15 protein-coding genes are annotated in these 19,736 nt (G+C 72.3%); 4 read left to right on the plus strand and 11 right to left on the minus strand.

The window, feature by feature from the left end:
• Positions 1–495: 495 nt before the first annotated feature.
• From AB0412_RS27750 to AB0412_RS27775, 6 genes are all read right to left on the minus strand, one after another.
• Positions 496–1,053 (minus strand): hypothetical protein, encoded by a 558-nt coding sequence (locus tag AB0412_RS27750; protein WP_366405310.1) that lies wholly within the window; start codon positions 1,051–1,053, stop codon positions 496–498.
• Positions 1,038–2,174, minus strand: coding sequence for a ParA family protein (locus AB0412_RS27755; RefSeq protein WP_366405311.1), 1,137 nt, complete (start codon positions 2,172–2,174; stop codon positions 1,038–1,040). Before AB0412_RS27755 ends, AB0412_RS27750 begins: the two co-directional genes overlap by 16 nt.
• A 423-nt stretch (positions 2,175–2,597) precedes the next feature.
• Positions 2,598–3,722, minus strand: coding sequence for an alanine dehydrogenase (gene ald / locus AB0412_RS27760; RefSeq protein WP_366405312.1), 1,125 nt, complete (start codon positions 3,720–3,722; stop codon positions 2,598–2,600).
• 137 nt (positions 3,723–3,859) lie between these two features.
• Positions 3,860–5,902 carry a tetratricopeptide repeat protein gene (locus AB0412_RS27765; protein ID WP_366405313.1) on the minus strand — a complete coding sequence of 681 codons (2,043 nt, stop codon included), beginning with the start codon at positions 5,900–5,902 and terminating at the stop codon, positions 3,860–3,862.
• 156 nt (positions 5,903–6,058) lie between these two features.
• Positions 6,059–6,685, minus strand: a complete 627-nt coding sequence (locus AB0412_RS27770) for an NUDIX hydrolase (protein WP_366405314.1) — start codon at positions 6,683–6,685, stop codon at positions 6,059–6,061.
• Between the two features lie 110 nt (positions 6,686–6,795).
• On the minus strand, positions 6,796–8,445 hold the full coding sequence (locus AB0412_RS27775; RefSeq protein WP_366405315.1) for a CTP synthase: 1,650 nt from the start codon (positions 8,443–8,445) through the stop codon (positions 6,796–6,798).
• A 462-nt stretch (positions 8,446–8,907) separates the two neighbouring features.
• Between AB0412_RS27775 and AB0412_RS27780 the strand changes: the two genes are divergently transcribed.
• The 3 genes from AB0412_RS27780 (at position 8,908) to AB0412_RS27790 (ending at position 13,874) form a co-directional block, all read left to right on the plus strand.
• A complete protein-coding gene (locus AB0412_RS27780; protein ID WP_366405334.1) occupies positions 8,908–10,710 on the plus strand; it encodes a glycoside hydrolase family 15 protein in 1,803 nt (600 codons plus the stop codon).
• 77 nt (positions 10,711–10,787) lie between these two features.
• Positions 10,788–12,170 carry an FAD-binding oxidoreductase gene (locus AB0412_RS27785; protein ID WP_366405316.1) on the plus strand — a complete coding sequence of 461 codons (1,383 nt, stop codon included), beginning with the start codon at positions 10,788–10,790 and terminating at the stop codon, positions 12,168–12,170.
• A gap of 63 nt (positions 12,171–12,233) precedes the next feature.
• Complete coding sequence (locus tag AB0412_RS27790; RefSeq protein ID WP_366405317.1) at positions 12,234–13,874, plus strand: PucR family transcriptional regulator; 1,641 nt, start codon at positions 12,234–12,236, stop codon at positions 13,872–13,874.
• A gap of 12 nt (positions 13,875–13,886) precedes the next feature.
• Here the strand turns inward: AB0412_RS27790 and AB0412_RS27795 are convergent, their stop codons facing one another.
• The 5 genes from AB0412_RS27795 to AB0412_RS27815 all read right to left on the minus strand — a co-directional run bounded on the left by AB0412_RS27795 (position 13,887) and on the right by AB0412_RS27815 (position 19,332).
• A complete protein-coding gene (locus tag AB0412_RS27795) occupies positions 13,887–15,023 on the minus strand; it encodes a glycosyltransferase family 4 protein (RefSeq protein WP_366405318.1) in 1,137 nt (378 codons plus the stop codon).
• 402 nt (positions 15,024–15,425) lie between these two features.
• Entirely contained in the window at positions 15,426–17,144 is a 1,719-nt protein-coding gene (recN, locus tag AB0412_RS27800) for a DNA repair protein RecN (protein WP_366405335.1), read from the minus strand.
• A gap of 166 nt (positions 17,145–17,310) precedes the next feature.
• A complete protein-coding gene (locus tag AB0412_RS27805; protein WP_366405319.1) occupies positions 17,311–18,216 on the minus strand; it encodes an NAD kinase in 906 nt (301 codons plus the stop codon).
• Positions 18,213–19,028, minus strand: coding sequence for a TlyA family RNA methyltransferase (locus tag AB0412_RS27810; protein ID WP_366405320.1), 816 nt, complete (start codon positions 19,026–19,028; stop codon positions 18,213–18,215). The genes AB0412_RS27805 and AB0412_RS27810 overlap by 4 nt, the downstream gene beginning before the upstream one ends.
• 7 nt (positions 19,029–19,035) lie before the next feature.
• The gene (locus AB0412_RS27815; RefSeq protein ID WP_366405321.1) at positions 19,036–19,332 is read right to left on the minus strand and encodes a hypothetical protein; all 297 of its coding nucleotides are present in this window, start codon (positions 19,330–19,332) and stop codon (positions 19,036–19,038) included.
• 42 nt (positions 19,333–19,374) lie between these two features.
• Here AB0412_RS27815 and AB0412_RS27820 point away from each other — a divergent pair, with 42 nt between their 5' ends.
• The gene (locus AB0412_RS27820) at positions 19,375–19,722 is read left to right on the plus strand and encodes a sterol-binding protein (protein WP_366405322.1); all 348 of its coding nucleotides are present in this window, start codon (positions 19,375–19,377) and stop codon (positions 19,720–19,722) included.
• Positions 19,723–19,736 lie beyond the last annotated feature (14 nt).

Genomic DNA, 19,736 nt, shown 5'->3' on the forward strand with positions numbered 1-19,736 from the left:
GGACGGGAGCGCACCCTCCGAGGGCTGAGCTTCGCCCTCCGAAGGCTGAGCACCACGGTCCGGAGACTGGGCGTCACCCGGAGGCGGGGCGTCGCCCTCCGGAACCTGAGCGTCCCCCTCCGGAGGCTGGACGTCACCCACCGAAGGCGGAGCGTCTCCCTCCCGGGGCGGAGCACCGCCCTCAGAGGGCCGGGCGTCCCCCTCCGGCTTCCGAAGCCGGACCTCACCCTCCGGTGACTGCGGGGCGACCGGTGTGGGCCGGGCCTCCCTCTCCGGGTGGGCAGCCGACGGATCCCCGTCGTCGCCGCGGGCCTCGTGGGCAGGGACCTCGTGGGGCGGGACCGGTGGGTGCGGTGCCAGAACCGGCGGCACCCGGGGCTCGGTCTCAGCGACGGGATCTGCCCCCGGCCCCCGCCCCAGCGCACGCCGACGATTCGCGCGGCCGGAGCCGGAGGCGGAGGCGTCGTTCGAGGTCATGGCCCCCGCAGGCTACCGCTACCGGCCCCGCAGCCGGCGCACGAGGATGCTCGCATCCCCCCGGGTCTCCAGATCCGCCAGGACCACGGCGACCGCCTCGCGGACGATCCGCCCCCGGTCGACGGCCAGCCCGTGCTCGCCGCGCAGCACCAGCCGCGCGTGCTCCAGGTCCATCAGCTCCTCGGCGGACACGTACACGGTGATCTTCTCGTCGTGCCGCTCACGCCCGCTCGGCCGCCGTGCCGCCGCTCTCCCCCGCTTGCGCGGGGCCGCCTGCCCCTCCTGCGCCGCCTGGCGCCGCGCGGAGCGCTCCGCACCGCCCCGGCTGCGGGACTCGGCCCCCTCGCCCTGCTCGGCGTCCGCCGCGACATGCTCCGCGCCCTCGCCGTCGCCGCCCTGCGCGGGCACCGACTGCGGCGCGTCCTCGAGCGCCGCCGCCGCGTCGCCCTCCCCCGCCGGCGCGGGGACCCGGGCGTCGCCGTTGGCCTGGCGTCTGGGCGTGGACGCCTGGAGCGCCATTCCCCCTGTCGTACGGAAGAGTTCGTCGGCCCCCGGCAGACTCACTCGGCGTGACACCGGGCGAGCACCTCCCTGGCGAGCTGACGATAGGCGGCGGCACCGACGGAGTTGGACGCGTACGTGGTGATCGGCTCACCGGCGACCGTGGTCTCCGGGAAGCGGACCGTGCGGCCGATGACCGTGTGGTAGACGTGATCGTCGAACGCCTCGACGACCCGCGCGAGCACCTCACGGCTGTGCACCGTGCGCGAGTCGTACATCGTGGCGAGGATCCCGTCGAGCTCCAGGTCGGGGTTGAGGCGCTCCTGGACCTTCTCGATGGTCTCGGTCAGCAGCGCGACACCGCGCAGCGCGAAGAACTCGCACTCCAGCGGCACGATCACCTTGTGCGCGGCGGTCAGCGCGTTGACCGTGAGCAGGCCGAGCGAGGGCTGGCAGTCGATCACGATGTAGTCGTAGTCGTCCATCAGCGGCTTCAGCGCGCGCTGGAGCGTCGACTCGCGGGCCACCTCGGAGACCAGCTGCACCTCGGCCGCCGACAGGTCGATGTTGCTGGGCAGCAGGTCCATGTTGGGGACCGCGGTCTTCAGCAGCACCTCGTCGGCCGCCATCCCCCGCTCCATGAGCAGGTTGTAGACGGTGAGGTCGAGCTCCATGGGGTTGACGCCGAGTCCGACCGACAGCGCGCCCTGCGGGTCGAAGTCCACGAGCAGCACCCGGCGTCCGTACTCCGCGAGCGCGGCACCCAGGTTGATGGTCGACGTGGTCTTGCCGACGCCGCCCTTCTGGTTGCACATCGCGATGATCTTCGCGGGTCCGTGGTCGGTCAGCGGGCCCGGGATCGGGAAGTACGGCAGCGGGCGCCCCGTCGGGCCGATGCGCTCACGGCGCTGACGCGCGGCGTCGGGCGCGAGCGTGGCCGCGTACTCGGGGTCGGGCTCGTACTCGGCGTCGGGGTCGTAGAAGTGCCCCTCGGGCAGTTCGTCGTAGTCGGCGAAATGGTTGTGGGGCGCGCCACTTCCGTCGCCGGCCATGGCGTTCACGTGATGGCCATCCATGCTCTGGTGTGCTGGGTGAGTCACCCCTGAACTCCGGTGACTCTGGTGGGCTGCGAAGGTGCGCACAGCGACGGAGCCGACAGCAGCGAACCCCGCGGGACCCTGGCCCCGTGCCGGCATTCCTGGTTGACCACCCCCGGGAGTAAATGTCGACTCATTCACAAGTCGTCTTACCTCCTTGGTGACCAGGAAACTTCTAGACAGGTCAGCGTGGCACCATGCCGACGGTTGGCGACTCTATGGCGTGTCGAGGGTCCGCAGCAACACAATCCGCCGGACCCGGCCCGATGTGTCGGCAATGAAACATCCCTCTGTCAAGGGCGTACGGCCGTCGCACGGCAGGTTTCACCGGTGTGCGAATCGGCAGAAGGGTTACGTTCGAGGCGAGTTGTCCCGGAATCGCGAAGTGACCATACACACATCCGGCCGGACCTTGTCGGGCAAGGTCCGGCCGGATGCGCGGCGTTGACGACCGGTGTTGACGTATCGCCTTTGCCTGATGATGACTTGGTCGACTTAACGTCCGGTCGGCCCCGGGACGCCTCAGCCGAGCAGCGAGGCCAGCTCCACGTGCTCCAGACCGTGCGCCTCGGCGACCTCCTTGTAAACGACCTTGCCGTCATGGGTGTTGAGACCCTTGGCGAGCGCGGGGTCGCGACGCAGCGCCTCGACCCAGCCGCGGTTGGCCAGTTCGACGATGTACGGCAGCGTGGCGTTGGTGAGCGCGTAGGTGGAGGTGTTGGGCACCGCGCCCGGCATGTTGGCCACGCAGTAGAAGACCGACTCGTGGACCTTGAAGGTCGGCTCGGCGTGCGTGGTCGGGTGCGAGTCCTCGAAGCAGCCGCCCTGGTCGATCGCGATGTCGACAAGGACACTTCCCGGCTTCATCCGGGACACCAGCTCGTTGCTGACCAGCTTCGGGGCCTTGGCGCCGGGGATGAGCACCGCGCCGATCACCAGGTCGGCCTCCAGGCAGGCCTTCTCCAGCTCGAAGGCGTTGGAGACCACGGTCTGGATCTTCGTGCCGAAGATCTTGTCCGCCTCGCGCAGCTTGTTGATGTCCTTGTCGAGCAGCGTCACGTGGAAGCCCATGCCGATGGCGATCTGCGCGGCGTTCCAGCCGGAGACGCCACCGCCGATGACGACGGCCTTGCCGGCCAGCACACCGGGAACACCGCCGGGCAGCACACCGCGGCCGCCGTTGGCGCGCATCAGGTGGTAGGCACCGACCTGCGGGGCCAGCCGGCCCGCGACCTCGGACATCGGGGCGAGCAGCGGCAGGGCGCGGTTGGGCAGCTCGACCGTCTCGTAGGCGATGGCGGTGGTGCCGGACTCCAGCAGGGCGTCCGTGCACTCCTTGGACGCGGCCAGGTGCAGGTAGGTGAAGAGGGTCTGGTCCTTGCGCAGGCGGTGGTACTCCTCCGCGATGGGCTCCTTGACCTTCAGCAGCAGGTCGGCGGCGGCCCACACCTCGTCGGCGGTGTCCAGGATCTGCCCGCCCGCGGCGATGTACTCGGCGTCCGGGATGGAGGAGCCGACGCCGGCGCCGCGCTCGATGACGACCTGGTGGCCGTTGCGCACCAGCTCGTGCACACCGGCGGGGGTGATGGCCACCCGGAACTCGTTGTTCTTGACCTCGCGGGGGATGCCGACCTTCACGTCGATCACGGTCCTTGGCTCAGAGGGTATGGGGGGTATTACTACACATACCCGGGCACACACGGGCACACCGGGAGAGACCGCAGGAGAAAGTGCGGCAGAGCCAGTCTAATGAAGGCGTTCCCGCTGTCTAGCCTTTCATTGCATCAATCTTCAGCGGATGCGCTGCGGATTTCGCAGGCGTTAGCTCCCTGTTCCAGCTCGGAGTCACCTGGTGAAGCCTCCAATGCCTCCTCTTCCAGCATCCGCTCGGCCGTGCCGCGGTGCAGCGCGGCGGAGGCGGGATCGCCGAGGTGCTCGTAGGTGTCCGCGATCCTGAGGTGCAGCGCGGCCTGCAGCCGGACGTCCTCCGCCCGGCGCGCCCACTCCGCCGCCTCCCGGCAGGTGCGCAGCGACTCCTCGGGCCGGCCCGCGTACTCCTGCACCCGGGCCAGTTCGCTCAACGCCCGCGCCTGGGCGGCGACATCACCGCTCTTGCGGTACCCGGCGACCGCGGCGCGCCAGTTGCGCAGCGCCTCGCCGTACCGGCCCGCATAGGTGTGCGCGGCGGCGATACGGCCGTACAGCCGGGCGGCGTCCGCGCGCTCGTCCCGGGCGAGCCGCTCGGCCAGGGCCCGGCCGAACCAGTCGGTGGCGCGGTCGTAGTCACCGAGCTCGAGGTGGGCGCCGCCTACGGATTCCATCGCGCGGCCGGTCGCGTACGGGTCGTTCGCCCGGCGTCCGGCGTCCAGGGCGGCCCGGTAGCGCACCAGCGCGTCGGCGGTGCGGCCGGTGCGGGCGTCGAGGTCGCCCAGGTTCAGCAGCGCCGCCGCACGCTCGCGGGGCAGCCTCCGGCGGTCCGCGACATCCAGCACCAGGGAGTGCAGTCCGTACAGGTCGCTCGCGGCGGCCTGGGTGCCGAGGTGCGCCACCATCGCCCGCACCAGCTGGGCCATCAGGCGCCGGGCCAGCGTGTCCAGCTCCCCGTCGGCCACCGCGAGCCGGGCGGAGGCCAGCAGGGCGGGCCGGCGCGCCCGCAGCCAGTCGGCGGCGGCCCTGGGGTGGGGAAAGCGCAGGGAGCGCGGCATGCCGACGAGCTTCTCGCGCGCCTGGGGACTGTCGGTCTCGGTGATCGCCCTGCACGACTGGAGCAGCCGCACGGTCCGCTCCAGCATGCGGGCGCGGGCCAGCTGGAGCTCGCCGGGCCGCTCGTGGGTCTCGGCGAGGGCGTGCAGCAGGGGGTGCAGACAGCCCGGCACCTCGTACTGCTCGTACTGCGGCAGCTCGGACGGCACCGGACGCAGCAGGCCGACGGCGGCGAAGTCGTCCAGCGTGCTCCGGGCGTCGCTCACCGAGCATCCGGCGAGCGCGGAGGCGGTGTGCGGGTCGACCAGGCCGGCCGGGGCGAGGCTGAGCAGGCGCAGGGTCCGCGCGGCGGGCGCCGGCAGCGAGGCGTGCACCAGCTGGAGGACACGGGCGACCGGGGTGCCGTCGTCGGTCTCGGCGTGCAGCTGCTTGGCGAGGTCGGCGACGGCGGCCTTGGGCCGGGCGGCGAGCCAGCCACCGGCCAGCACCAGCGCGGCCGGCTGTCCCTGGCACTGTTCGGCCAGGGCCTCGGCGGCCCGGGGGTCCACGGTGATCCGCACCGAGCCGGTGGCGCGGGACAGCAGCTCGACGGCGGACTTGGAGTCGAGCCCGCCCAGGGTGCAGGGCCGGACGTCGGAGATCCCGGTCAGCGGGCCTTCGGACACGGCGACGGCGAGACAGTCCGGGCTGTCCGGCAGCAGCGCGTCGACCTGCTCCGCATCGGCCGCGTCGTCCAGCAGCAGCACGGCCCGGCGACCGCCCAGCGCGGCACGCAGCGCCTCGACGAGTTCGTCCTCGGCGGCACCCGCCGGTGCGGACACCTCCAGGGCGTCCAGCAACTCCCGCGCGGCACGCTCGACGGGCACACGCGTGCCGTCCGGTTCCCTCAGCCGGACGCGAACGACTCCATCGGGATAACCCCCGGCGACCTGGCGGACGAGTTCCTCGGCGAGAGTGGTCCGGCCCGACCCGGGGCGCCCGGCGATGAGCAGCACACGAGCGCGTGGCGCCTTCCGCCCCGACAGCGTGTCCAGCCCCGCGCGCTCGATATCGGCGCGCAGCTCCTTCAACTCCCTTGTACGGCCCAGGAACCGGGCGTCCGTGTCCACCACCTGATCCGTCACGGGCCACACTCCCGTCGCACCGCATGCCGTCACCGAGAGCGTAGTTCACCTCACACAACGCCCTGACGGGACCACGACGACAGGGTCCCTCGATCGGATCAGCGGATGGTCACACGAGCTGCCGGACGCCGCCGACGGCCCACGGCACCCGCGGTGCTACGCCTCGAACGGCCGCGCGGGCCACGGCGCCAGCGCCTGACGCAGCGCGTCCAGGCCATCACCCGCACGCGCCGCGACCAGCGACAGCACCCCCACCACCAGGCAGTTGTTGTGCAGCTCCCCCGCCAGCACCCCCCTCACCAGCTCATCCACCGGCACCCGCGCCAGCTCCATGTCCGCCTCTTCGTCCTCGACCTCGAACCGCTCCCCCTCGGCCTCGGACAACCCCCGCGCGAGAAAGATCCGTACCGCCTCGTCACACCCGCCCGGCGTCGTGTACACGTCCGTCAGCACACGCCAGTCCTCCGCCTTGACGTGCGCCTCCTCGTACAGCTCGCGCTGCGCGGCGTGCAGCGGGTTCTCCCCGGGCACGTCCAGCAGCCCCGCCGGGATCTCCCACAGCTTGTGCCGCACCGGGTGCCGGTACTGCCGCAGCACCAGCACACGGTCCGCGTCGTCGAGGGCGAGCACGGCCACCGACCCGGGGTGCACCTGGTAGTCACGGTGGACCACCGTCCCGTCGGGCATGACCACGTCGTCCGTGCGGACGGATGTCTTGTTGCCCACGAAGGGGGTCTCCGTGGCCCGGATCTCCCACTCCTCCGGGGTGTCCTTGATCGTCATTCCTGTCCTTCCAAGACGTACAGCGGTCGTGCGCGTGCCCTGAGTGAAAAAAGCGGCCGGGGTGCTCACCTTTTGAAGGTTCGCACCCCGGCCACCGTACAACTGGTGTGTTACTTCGAGATCTTCCGCTCGACCGCGGCCTTCACCAGGCCGGCGAACAGCGGGTGCGGACGCGTCGGACGCGAGCGCAGCTCCGGGTGCGCCTGGGTGGCGACCAGGTACGGGTGGACCTCGCGCGGGTACTCGACGTACTCGACGAGCTTGCCGTCCGGGGAGGTGCCGGAGAAGACGATGCCCGCCTTCTTCTCCAGCTCCGCGCGGTAGGCGTTGTTCACCTCGTAGCGGTGCCGGTGGCGCTCCTCGACGTACTCCTTGCCGTCGTAGACCTCGCGCACGATCGAGCCCTCGGCCAGCTTCGCCGGGTACATGCCGAGCCGCATGGTGCCGCCCATGTCGCCCTCACCGGCGACGATGTCGAGCTGCTCGGCCATGGTGGAGATGACCGGGTGGGAGGTGGCCGGGTCGAACTCGGTGGAGTTGGCGTCGGAGATGTCCGCCAGGTTCCGCGCGGCCTCGATCACGATGCACTGCAGGCCGAGGCACAGGCCGAGCAGCGGGATCTTGTTCTCCCGGGCGAAGCGGATCGCGCCGACCTTGCCGAGCACACCGCGGTCGCCGAAGCCGCCCGGGATGCAGATGCCGTCGACGTCGCCGAGCTGCGCCTGGGCACCGGCCGGGGTCTTGCAGTCGTCGGAGGTGACCCACTTGATCTTCACCCGTGCCTTGTTGGCGAAGCCGCCCGCGCGCAGCGCCTCGGTGACCGAGAGGTAGGCGTCGGGCAGGTCGATGTACTTGCCGACCAGGGCCAGGGTGATCTCGTGCTCGGGGTTGTGGACGCGGTCCAGCAGGTCGTCCCAGGTCGTCCAGTCGACGTCGCGGAACGGCAGGTCCAGCTTGCGCACCACGTAGGCGTCCAGGCCCTCGCCGTGCACGGTCTTGGGGATGTCGTAGATCGAGCGGGCGTCGGGGCAGGCGACCACGGCGGCCTCGTCGACGTCGCACATCAGCGAGATCTTCCGCTTGATCGCGGTGGGGACCTCGCGGTCGCAGCGCAGCACGATCGCGTCCGGCTGGATACCGATGTTGCGAAGTGCCGCAACCGAGTGCTGGGTCGGCTTCGTCTTCAGCTCTCCCGAGGGGCCGATGTACGGCAGGAGCGAGATATGGACGACGAAGACGTTGTCACGGCCGACCTCGTGCCGGACCTGGCGCACCGTCTCCAGGAACGGCAGCGACTCGATGTCGCCGACGGTGCCGCCGACCTCGGTGATCACGACGTCGACCTCGTCCGTCGCCATGCGGCGGATGCGGTGCTTGATCTCGTTGGTGATGTGCGGGATGACCTGCACGGTGTCGCCGAGGTACTCGCCGCGCCGCTCCTTGGCGATCACCGTGGAGTACACCTGGCCGGTGGTGACGTTGGCGGAGCCGTCCAGGTCGCGGTCGAGGAACCGCTCGTAGTGGCCGATGTCCAGGTCGGTCTCGGCGCCGTCGTTGGTGACGAACACCTCACCGTGCTGGAAGGGGTTCATCGTGCCCGGGTCGACATTGAGGTACGGGTCGAGCTTCTGCATCACGACGCGCAGACCCCGGGCCTTGAGCAGCATGCCGAGGCTGGAGGCGGTCAGCCCCTTGCCGAGCGAGGAGGCGACACCCCCGGTGACGAAGATGTGCTTGGTCGTCGAGGATTTGGGCGGCATGGCCAAGAGGGGGCTCCCGTGGTCGCGGTCTGTGGGTGCGGTTCCGGGGTCTTCTCGCCCACCGGTCCACGGGCTACCAGCGTATCAGCGCCTCGGGGCGATGGCTTCCGGCCACGCTCCGCGCACGGGCCGGTACGGGGGCGTGACCTCTTACGCTTCCCTCACCCCTTGCTCACTCGTTCGGCGGACTCGCGTTGTCCCGAGCGGCACACAGATCATCTACGTGCGTCGTATCCTGCTCGGACACTCGCTGCCGAGCCCGGCCGGCCAAACGGCACCACCCCCGCCCGTCGCACCGGAACAACGAGAGCTCGTCAGTTCGTTGAGCAACAATTGGTGCTTTGCCCCCGCGGCTGAGCGAATGCCGGCTTGATCGCTCGACGACGCATGAGAAGAAACCCCTTGACCGCACTAGCGACAGCCCCCTTGAGGGGTGACGTGGCCGTTCGACTGGAGTTGCACGTGGCCGGGCGCATCGAAGACTACGCACTCATCGGAGACATGCAGACCGCTGCCCTGGTCTGCCGGGACGGCACGGTGGACTGGCTGTGCCTGCCCCGCTTCGACTCGCACGCCATCTTCGCCGGCCTGCTGGGCACCGAGGAGCACGGCTTCTGGCGGCTCGGCCCCGCGCACGCCTCCGACCAGGAGCCGCCCACCGCGGCCCGGCGTAGCTACCGCGGAGACTCGCTGATCCTGGAATCGGAGTGGGACACGCCACGCGGCACGGTCCGGGTGACCGATTTCATGCCCCCGCGTGACGGCGCGCCGCAGCTGATCCGCATCGTGGAGGGCGTCTCCGGCCGGGTCCCGATGCGCTCGGCGCTCAGGATGCGGTTCTCCTACGGGCGGGTGGTGCCGTGGGTGCACAAGCACGAGGGGCGCACGGTGGCGGTGGCGGGCCCGGACTCGGTGTGGTTCGACACATCCACCGAGACCTACGGCAAGTCGCTGACCACGTATTCGGACTTCACGGTCGCTCCGGGTGACCGGATCGCGTTCACGATCTCGTGGCAGCCCTCGCACAAGGAGCCGCCGCCGCTGCCGGAGCCCGAGCAGTCGCTGGAGGCGACGGAGGACTTCTGGCGCGAGTGGGTGGAGCACTGTACGTACCACGGCCCCTACCGCGAGGCCGTCGTCCGCTCGCTGATCACGCTGAAGGCCCTGACGTACGCCCCGACCGGCGGCATCGTGGCCGCGCCGACCACCTCCCTGCCGGAGGACATCGGGGGCGTGCGCAACTGGGACTACCGCTACACCTGGCTGCGCGACGCGGCGATCACCCTGTCGTCGCTGCTGCGCACCGGCTACCGCGAGGAGGCCCGCGCCTGGCGCGAGTGGCTGCTCAGGGCGGTCGCCGGCGACCCGGAGAACCTGCAGATCATGTACGGCATCGCCGGCGAGCGCGAGCTCGGCGAGGCGGAGCTGGACTGGCTGCCGGGCTACGAGAACTCCGCCCCGGTCCGGGTCGGCAACGGCGCCGCGCACCAGCTCCAGCTGGACGTGTACGGCGAGGTCACCGAGGCCCTGCACCTGGCCCACATGACCGGCCTCGCGCGCAACGACTACGCCTCGCTGCTCCAGCTGAAGCTGATCCGCTACCTGGAGAAGCACTGGCAGGAGCCCGACGAGGGCATCTGGGAGGTGCGCGGCCCGCGCCGTCACTTCGTGCACTCCAAGGTGATGGCCTGGGTGGCGGTCGACCGCACCATCAAGCTCATCGAGTCCGGCGACGCGGACGGTCCGCTGGAGCACTGGAAGGAACTGCGCGACGACATCCACCGGGACGTCTGCGAGAAGGGCTACGACAAGGAGCGCAACACCTTCACCCAGTCCTACGGCTCGAAGGAGCTGGACGCCTCGCTGCTGCTGATCCCGCAGATGGGCTTCCTGCCGCCGGACGACAAGCGCGTGATCGGCACCATCGAGGCCATCCAGCGCGAGCTGTCCACGCCGGACGGCTTCATCCTGCGCTATCCGACCGAGGGCAAGGACGAGGGCGTCGACGGTCTGCCGGGCGACGAGGGCGCGTTCCTCGCCTGCTCGTTCTGGATGGCCGACGACCTGGCGATGATCGGCCGGGTGGACGAGGCCCGCAAGCTGTTCGAGAAGCTGCTGGCGCTGCGCAACGACCTCGGTCTGCTCGCGGAGGAGTGGGACCCGCGCCTGCAGCGCCAGGTGGGGAACTTCCCGCAGGCCTTCAGCCACGTGCCGCTCATCGACACGGCCCTGCGCCTGACGGCGTCGGGGGCGTACGGGGGCTGAGCGCCTGGCAGGAACTCGTGGCCGTACCCGCCTAGGCTGAGGGCAAGCAACGCTCCTCTCTCCGGAAGGGGGCGGCCATGGCCTCCCTCTCGAAGGCGGGTGCGGCTCTGGCCGCGCTGCGCGAGGAACTCACCGGTGAGGTCTTCGCTCCCGGTGACCCGGGCTACGACGAGGCCCGGACCGTCTTCAACGCGATGATCGACCGGCGGCCCGCCGTGATCGCCCGGTGCGCGCACGACGACGACGTGGTGCGGGCGGTCCGCTTCGCCAGGGAGCTGGACCTGCCCGTCGCGGTCCGCGGCGGGGGTCACAGCGTGGCGGGCCAGGCCCTGTGCGACGGCGGTCTGGTGGTCGACCTGCGCCGGATGCACGAGGTCACGGTCCATCCGGCGGCCGAGGCGGTACGGATCGGCGGCGGGGCCACGATGAGCCATCTGGACCGCGCCACCCAGCCGTTCAATCTCGCGACGACCGGCGGACGGGCCTCGACCACCGGCGTCGGCGGTTTCGTGCTGGGCGGTGGCACCGGCTGGCTGGACCGGTGCTTCGGGCTCGCCGTGGACAATCTGCTCGGTGTGGAACTGGTCACCGCCGACGGGCGCAGGATCCACGCGAACGCCGACGAGAACCCCGACCTGTTCTGGGCCCTGCACGGCGGCGGCGGCAACTTCGGCATCGCCACCGCGATCACTCTCGAACTGCACGAGCTGCCGGAGTTCTGCATCGCCCTGGTCCTGTATCAGCCGGAGTTCGGCCCGGAGGCCGTCCGCACCTTCCGCGATGTGATCGAGGCGGGCCCGGTGGAGGCGAGCGGCGCCGTCATCTACCTCACCGCCCCGCCCGAGGACTTCGTCCCGCCGCATCTGGTCGGCACCCTGATGTGCGGGGCGCTGCTGACGTACGCCGGCAGCGAGTCGGACATGCGCAAGATCGCCGAGCCGCTGCTGGCGCTGCCGCACGAGGCGGAGGTCGTCGGCGCGATGCCGTACGCGGACGTGCAGTGCATGATCGACGACCCGCCGGGGATGCGGAACTACTGGTCGGCGGAGTATCTGACCGGCCTGCCGAACGAGCTGGTGGAGGTGTTCTGCGCCCGCGCGGACTCGCTGCCCGTGGGCACCGGCACCCAGCACGCGGTGTTCCCGCAGGGCGGCGCGATCGCCGACGGCCCGGCCGAGTACCCGGTGCCCTACCGGGACGCGCCGTGGGGCGTGCACCCCTTCGGCATATGGGCGGATCCCGCCGACGACGAGCGGTGCATCGGCTGGGTGCGGGACGTCCGCACGGACGTGCAGCCGTGGAGCACGGGAGCGGTCTACCTCAACTTCATCGGTGACGAGGGCGCGGACCGGGTGGCGGCCGGACTGGGCCGGGAGAACACCCGGCGGCTCGCGGAACTGAAGCGCGCCTACGACCCGGACAACGTGTTCCGGTTCAACCACAACATCCCGCCCGCGTGAGGGACCGCCCGCGGGCGCCGTGCGAGGTGCCCGGCGGCCCCACGCGCGGGTAGCGTCCGGGGCATGGACAGCGGCAGGAACAGCGGATACGACACCCAGGGCGCCGGGATCACGGTGCAGCGGGCCCTGGAGCTGCCCGGGCTGCGCAGCGGGCTGCCGGAGGTCGTGGCAGGCGCCGACCGGCTGCAGCGCACGGTGCGCTGGGTGCACGCGGGCGAGGTGCCGAACATCGCCTCGCTGCTCAAGGGCGGCGAACTGCTGCTGACCACCGGGTACGGGATGGGCAACCGTCCGGCCGACCAGCGGGCGTTCGTGCGCACCCTGGCCGAGCGGGGCATCGCCGCCCTGGTGGTGGAGCTCGGCACGCGCTTCACCCGCCTGCCCGCCGCCCTGGTCGACACGGCCCGCCTGGCCGGGCTGCCGCTGGTGCAGTTGCACCGCGAGGTGCCGTTCGTGACGGTCACGGAGGAGATCCACACCGAGATCGTCAACGGGCACTACGCGTTGCTCCAGCGCGCCGAGGAGGTGCACCGTCGCTGCACCGAGGCGCTGCTCGGCGGAGGCGGGGTGCCGCAGGTGCTGGAGATCCTGGCCGGTTTCAGCGGCAACCCGGTGTTCCTGGAGACGACGGACGGGCAACTGCTGTACGCCGCCGGGGAGGGCCTCGAGGGCGCGGACCCGCTCCAGGTGTGGGAGGGGCTGCGCGACAGGCACCAGGACGATCCGCCGGCCGGTTCGGCGCTCGTCGACGTGCCCGGCGGAGGGCCGGGCAGCGGGGCGCGGGCGCGTCTGGTGCTGCTGCCGGTACGCGGTCCGCTGGTGCCGGTGCACCGGATGGCGGCCGAGCGGGCGGCGAGCATTCTCGCCGTGGTGCTGATGCAGGCCCGTCAGGAGGAGGAGCTGGCGGCGCGGGGCCGCGGCGACTTCCTCACCGACCTCGCCGAGGGGCGCATCACCGCGCAGGACGCGCCCGCGCAGGCGCGCGTGCTGGGTTTCAAGCCGGGTGGCAGCCCGCTGCTGCCGGTGGTGATGCGGCTCGGCGACGCCCTGGCCCCGCAGGGCGGCGGCTGGGCCGTGCTGGCCCGCGCGGTCGCCGAGGAACTGGCCTCGCTGGGTGTGCCGGTCCTGCTCGGTGTGCGGCCGGTGGAGGGCCGGGTGCCGCTGCTGCTCGGGCTGCGCGCGGAGGCGGACCGGCCGGCGATCGCGGACCGGGTGGCGGCGGCGCTGCGCGCCGGGGTGGAGCGGGCCGGGATGCTGCGGCCGGGAGCGCGGCCGCCGGTCGTCGTGGTGGCGATGGCCGGCGGCTGGGCGGCTGCGTCGGCGGGCCTGCGGCACGCGGCGGAGACGGCGACCGCGGCCCAGGGCCTGCCGGACCGCCCCTGGTACGACGCACGGCGCCTCGACATCGACCTGCTGCTGTGGCGGCTGCGCGACCACCCGGACCTGGCGGCGTTCGTGGAGCGGGCCCTCGGCCCGCTGCTGGAGCACGACCGCCGCTCCCGCCCGCCGCTGCTGCCGACACTGGAGACGTATCTGGCGCACGCGGGCCGCAAGGCGGAGACGGCCCGGGAGCTGCATCTGAACCGGCAGACCCTCTACAACCGTCTCGCCCGCATCGGCGAGTTGCTGGGCACCGACCTCGACGATCCGCAGACGGTCCTGGCGTTGAGCCTGGCGCTGCGCGCACGCAGGCATGTGACGTGACCCGGCGGGGTCTCAGGCGAGCGGGCGGTGCCGGGTCAACTCGTCGTACACGCTGAGCACTTGGGCGACCGTCTCGTCCTCGGTCGGCCAGGTGGCCGCCTGCCGGGCGCCCTTCGCCGCGAGCGCCGCCCGCCGGTCGGGGTCGTCCAGCAGCCGTACCACGGCGTCGGCGAGGGCGCGCGCATGGCCGTACGGGACGAGTTCGGCGGCGTCGCCGACGAGTTCGGGGATGCCGCCGACGCGGGTCGCGACGAGCGGTACGCGCGCGTGGAGGGCCTCCTGGGCGAGCACGGAGCGTGCCTCCCAGCGGCTGGTCAGCAGCGCCAGGTCGGCCGCCGCGAGCAGTTCGGTGATGTCGTCGCGCCGGCCGATGAGCCGGACCGGCAGCTCCTCGTCCTCGATCCGCCGCTGCAGGTCGGCCCGCAGCGGCCCCTCCCCCGCGATCACGACCAGCGGTACGGGGTCCAGGCGCCGCCAGGCGTGCGCGGCGTCGAGCAGCGTGCCGTAGCCGCGGTGGGGTTCGAGTGAGCCGACTGCGATGAGCAACGGGCGCTCGATCGCGCCGAGTTCGGCCCGCACCTTGGACCGCAGCCGGTCGGGGTCGTCCGCGTCCGGCGCGGTGCGCGGCCCGGGCAGGGCGACGGCGGCCAGGCGCGCGTCCCGGGCACCCGTGCGGCGGGCCCGGTCGACGAGGGCGGAGGTGGTGCCGAGCACCACGGTGGCCGCCTTGACGACCCGCCGCTCCAGCAGCCGCAGGAAGTGGGCACGCGCGCCTTCGGCGTGTGCCCGGTCGTGCCAGGTGACGATGAGCGGGGTGCGCCTGCCGCTGAGGGCGAGGACGGTACGGAAGGAGGCGTGCAGCCCGTGCGCGTGCACCAGGTCGGCGTCCGCGCAGGCCGCCCGCAGCGTGGCCACCGAGCCGGGATCGCTGCTGCGCGGCACGTGCACCAGGTCCGCGCCGACGTCCGTGAAGCCGTAGGTGTGGTCCGCCTCGGCGGGGGCGCACACCGTGACCCGCACGCCCCGTGCGACGAGCCCCGCGGCCAGCGACCGCACGTGCGCGCTGCTGGCGGCGTTGCCCCCGCCCAGCACCTGCACGGTGCGCAGCGGCGACTGGCCGTGCGGCGAGGGGCTGCTCACGGGCGTCACGTGGCCGGGCTCCTGGTTCGGGTCGGGCGGTCACGAAGAACGTACAGAAGGATCGTGCGGAGGGGGCGTACCGCGCGGTTTCCTACGCGTACGCCGTCAAGGATGCCAGCACGTACGGGTGTTCCGGGGACGACGCCGGTCCCGCGCACGGCGGACCGAACCTCCGCATCACCCACACGAGTGACGCAGGACCCGGCTCCGCACCAGCGCCCCGAGATGCGCCCGGAACTCACGCCGGGGATCCCCGGCTCCGGCGAGCCATGCGCGGCAGCGGTGAGCGTGACGCCTGAACGCCGCGTGCGTGAGGTTGTGGCGCGGCTGCCGGTTCGTCGTGGCTGGTCGCGCAGTTCCCCGCGCCCCTTTGGGGCGTTGTTCGCCCCGGTGTCTCAACACCGTCACCGCTCAGACGTCCGCCCGGGCCGTTGCCAGCAGTTCCTCCGCGTGTGCGCGGGCCGTCTCGGAGTCCTCCTGGCCGGCCAGCATCCGGGACAACTCCCGGATCCTGTCCTCCCCTTCGAGCACCTTCACCCCGGACCGGGTGACCGACCCGTCGTCGGTCTTCTCCACCAGCAGCTGCCGGTCGGCGAACGCGGCCACCTGCGGCAGGTGCGTGACGACCACGACCTGCGCGGTCTTCGCCAGCCGCGCGAGACGCCGCCCGATCTCCACCGCCGCCTTGCCGCCGACACCGGCGTCGACCTCGTCGAAGAGATAGGTCGGCACCGGGTCCACCCCCGCGAACACGACCTCCACGGCGAGCATCACGCGGGACAGCTCACCGCCGGACGCGCCCTTGGCGATCGGCCGGGGCGGCGCCCCCGGGTGCGGGGCGAGCAGCAGCTCGACCTCGTCCACGCCCGACGGTCCGTACGCCACCGTCCGCCCGCCGACCTCGACACCCTCCGGGTCCTCGGTCTGGCGGATGTCGAACGACACGCGTGCGTGCGGCATGGCGAGCGAGGCCAGCTCCGCGGTCACGGCCGCCGCGAACCGCTCCGCGGCCTCGGCCCGCGCCTGCGACAGCGCCTGCGCCAGCCCGCCCAGTTCGGCGCGCAGCGCGTCCCGCTCGGCCGTCAGCTCCTCGATCCGCTCGTCGTCGCCGTCCAGCTCGGTGAGCCGCGCGGCGCTCTGCTCGGCCCACGCCAGCACGGCGGCGACGTCCTCGCCGTACTTGCGGGTCAGCCCGGTGAGCGCGGCGCGCCGCTCCTCGACCGCCGCGAGCCGCAGCGGATCGGCGTCCAGGTCGTCGGCGTAGCCCGCGAGCTCCCCGGCGACGTCGCGCAGCAGGATGCCGATCTCACCGATCCGGTCGGTGAGCGCGGCCAGCGCCGGATCGTGCGCCCTCACGGCCTCCAGTGCCCGCTGAGCGCCCGCGACGAGCGTCCCGGCGTCCACGCCCTCGGGGTCCTCCGGGTTGCCCGCGAGAGCGGCGTGCGCGGCCGACGCGGCGGACGCCAGCGCCTCGGCGTGCCCCAGCCGCTCGGCCTCCTCCGCCAGCTCCACGTCCTCACCGGCGCGCGGCTCGACGGCGGCGATCTCCTCGAGCCCGAAGCGCAGCATGTCGGCCTCCTGGGCCCGCTCACGCGCGCGCGTGGTGATCTGCTCCAGCTCCGCGGAGACGGCCCTGAGCCGCTTGTACGCCTCGCTGTACTTGGCCAGCGGCACGGCCACGGCGTCACCGGCGTACCGGTCGAGCGCCTGCCGCTGCCGGGACAGCTTCAGCAGACCCTGCTGGTCGGTCTGCCCGTGCACGGCCACGAGATCGTCGGCGAGCTCGGCGAGCAGCCCCACGGGCACACTGCGCCCGCCCAGATGGGCCCGCGAGCGTCCCTCGGCGGAAACGGTACGGCTGATCAGCAGCGCTCCGTCGTCGAGCTCGGCCCCGGCCTCCTCCGCGCGTACGAGGGCCGCGGCCTCCTCGGGCACGACGATCCGCCCCTCGACGACCGCGTTCCGGGCCCCGATCCGCACCAGGGCGGCGTCCGCGCGTCCACCCAGCAGTAGCCCGAGGCTGGTGACCACCATGGTCTTGCCCGCACCCGTCTCACCGGTGACCGCGGTGAAGCCGGGCGACAGCTCGACAACGGCGTCGTCGATGACTCCGAGCGACCGTATCCGCATCTCCTCCAACACGGGAAAGACCTTACGAGGTCCAGCAGGAGAAGTGCGACCGCCCCACCCTTGTCACCCGGGCGAGTGGTCCAACCCGAAGGGGCGCGGGGAACCGCGCGGCCAGCCACGACGAACCCGCAGCCGCCCACGCTCCTCAGCCGGCCCCCGCAGTGGGCTAATGAGGCGCCCCCCGCCACCCGGAAACCGGCAACGCGAACTTCGCGACCAGCCGATCCGTGAACGAAGCGTGATGCAGCCGAGCCAGCCGCACCGGCACAGCCCCCCGCCGCACCTCCACCCGCGCCCCCGGCGGCAACTCCACCGTCCGCCGCCCGTCGCACCACAGCACCCCGGGCGGAACATGAGGCAGAACCTCCACGGCCAACACGGAATCCGGCGACGTCACCAACGGCTTCGCGAACAGCGCGTGCGCCGAGATCGGCACCATCAGCAGCGCCTCGACCTCCGGCCACACCACCGGCCCGCCCGCGGAGAACGCGTACGCGGTGGACCCCGTAGGCGTCGCGCACACGATCCCGTCGCACCCGAACCCCGTGACCGGCCGCCCGTCGATCTCCAGCACGACCTCGAGCATCCGCTCCGCGGACACCTTCTGCACCGCGGCCTCGTTCAGCGCCCAGTCCGTGTGCACGATGTCGCCGTTGCGGTGCACCACCACGTCGACGGTCATCCGCTCCTCGACCTCGTACGCCCGGCTCACCACCCGGTCCACGACCTTGTCGAGATCGTCCCGCTCGGCCTCCGCGAGGAAGCCCACCCGCCCGAGGTTGACCCCGAGCATCGGCACCCCGGAGGCCCGCGCGAACTCCGCACCGCGCAGCAGCGTGCCGTCACCGCCGAGGACGATCAGCAACTCGCAGTCGTCCAGACACTGCGGGGTCGCCTCCTTGACGGTCTCCACCTCGTCCGGCAGCGGCAGGTCCCGCGCCTCGGCCTCCAGCACCCGCACCCCGAGCCCGGAGCGCAGCAGCCCCTTGACCACGAGCTCGGCGCTGCGGATGGCCGCCGGCCGCCCGGTGTGGGCCAGCAGGAAAACAGTACGAGCTCGGTTCTGTGTCAACGCGGCCCCTCCGCCACAGCACGGTCAACATCGGCCGGGTCCAGTTCCGGAGCACCGGCCCGCAGCCACAGAAAGTATTCGACATTCCCGGAAGGACCGGGCAGCGGACTCGCGGTGACCCCGCGCACACCGAGCCCCAGCTCCCACGCCTTCGCGGCCACACCGCGCACGGCCTCGGCCCGCAGCTGCGGACTGCGGACGACTCCCCCGCTCCCCAGCCGCTCCTTGCCCACCTCGAACTGCGGCTTGACCATCATCACCAGGTCGGCGTCCGGATGCACGCACCGCTTCAGCGCGGGCAGCACCAGCCCGAGCGGGATGAAGGACAGATCCCCCACGACAAGATCCACAGGCTCCCCATCGATCGCATCGAGCGTCAACTCCCGTACGTTCGTACGGTCCTTGACGGTGACGCGTTCATCGCTCTGCAGAGACCACGCGAGTTGTCCGTATCCGACGTCCACGGCGACCACGTGTGCCGCCCCGGCCCGCAGCAGCACGTCGGTGAACCCACCGGTGGACGCACCGGCGTCCAGCGCCCGCCGCCCCTTGACGACCAGCCCCTGCGGCACGAAGACCTCGAGCGCGCCGGCGAGCTTGTGCCCGCCGCGCGAGACGTAGTCCGGGTCACCGGCGTCGGCGGCGACGACGATCGCGGCGGCCGTCTCGACCTGCGTGGCGGGTTTGGTCGCGACGGTCTTGCCGACGGTGACCCGCCCGGCGGCGATCAGCTGGCTGGCGTGCTCGCGCGAGCGCGCGAGCTTCCGGCGGACCAGCTCCGCGTCGAGACGGCGGCGTGCGACTCCTGCCACGTTCGGTTCAGCTCCCCTGTCGGTGGTACGGCGATGGGGGCCCCGGCGGTCCCGGGGGTCCCGGGCGGGCGTCGAGCGCGGTGAGCGCGTCGCGCAGCCCCCGGTGCACATCCTCGTACACCTCGAGGTGACCGTCCGTGGTGAGGTGGTCGGCGTCGGCCAGCCGCTGGAGGTGGGCGTCCACCTCGGCGTTGCCGGTGGGGGCGCGCGGCACGTCCAGGGGGGCGGGGCCGGCGGGGTCGTACCCGGGCTCCGCCGCGGGCTCCTCCGCCACCGCCGGGGTGTCGGGCACTGCGTCGTTCATGCCCCGACGCTACCCCGAACCGCTGGGGTACCGTCGTGCGCGATGGCCACGATCGAGGAGTGCCGTGCGGCGCTCGAAAAACTTTCGGACAGCATGCAGCGCGCCGAGGGTGACGTCCGCGCGGCCGCGGCGATGGACCGCTCGGTCAGCTGCCACATCACCGACCTGGACGTGACCTTCGCCGGCCGGCTCACCGGCGGGCGGATCGAGGTGCGCGAGACCCTGCCGGGCCCGCCCCGCGAGAAGGCGCAGATACGGCTCGCGATGACGGGCGACGACCTGGTGTCCCTGGTCGACGGCGAACTGCACTTCGCCAGGGCCTGGGGTTCGGGCCGGGTCCGTCTCGAGGCGGGCCTGCGGGACCTGCTGCGGCTCAGGAAGCTGCTGTAGCCGGCGCCCGCTTC

The organism is Streptomyces sp. NPDC052012 (assembly GCF_040689265.1).
In the GTDB taxonomy this organism is placed as follows: Bacteria; Actinomycetota; Actinomycetes; order Streptomycetales; family Streptomycetaceae; genus Streptomyces.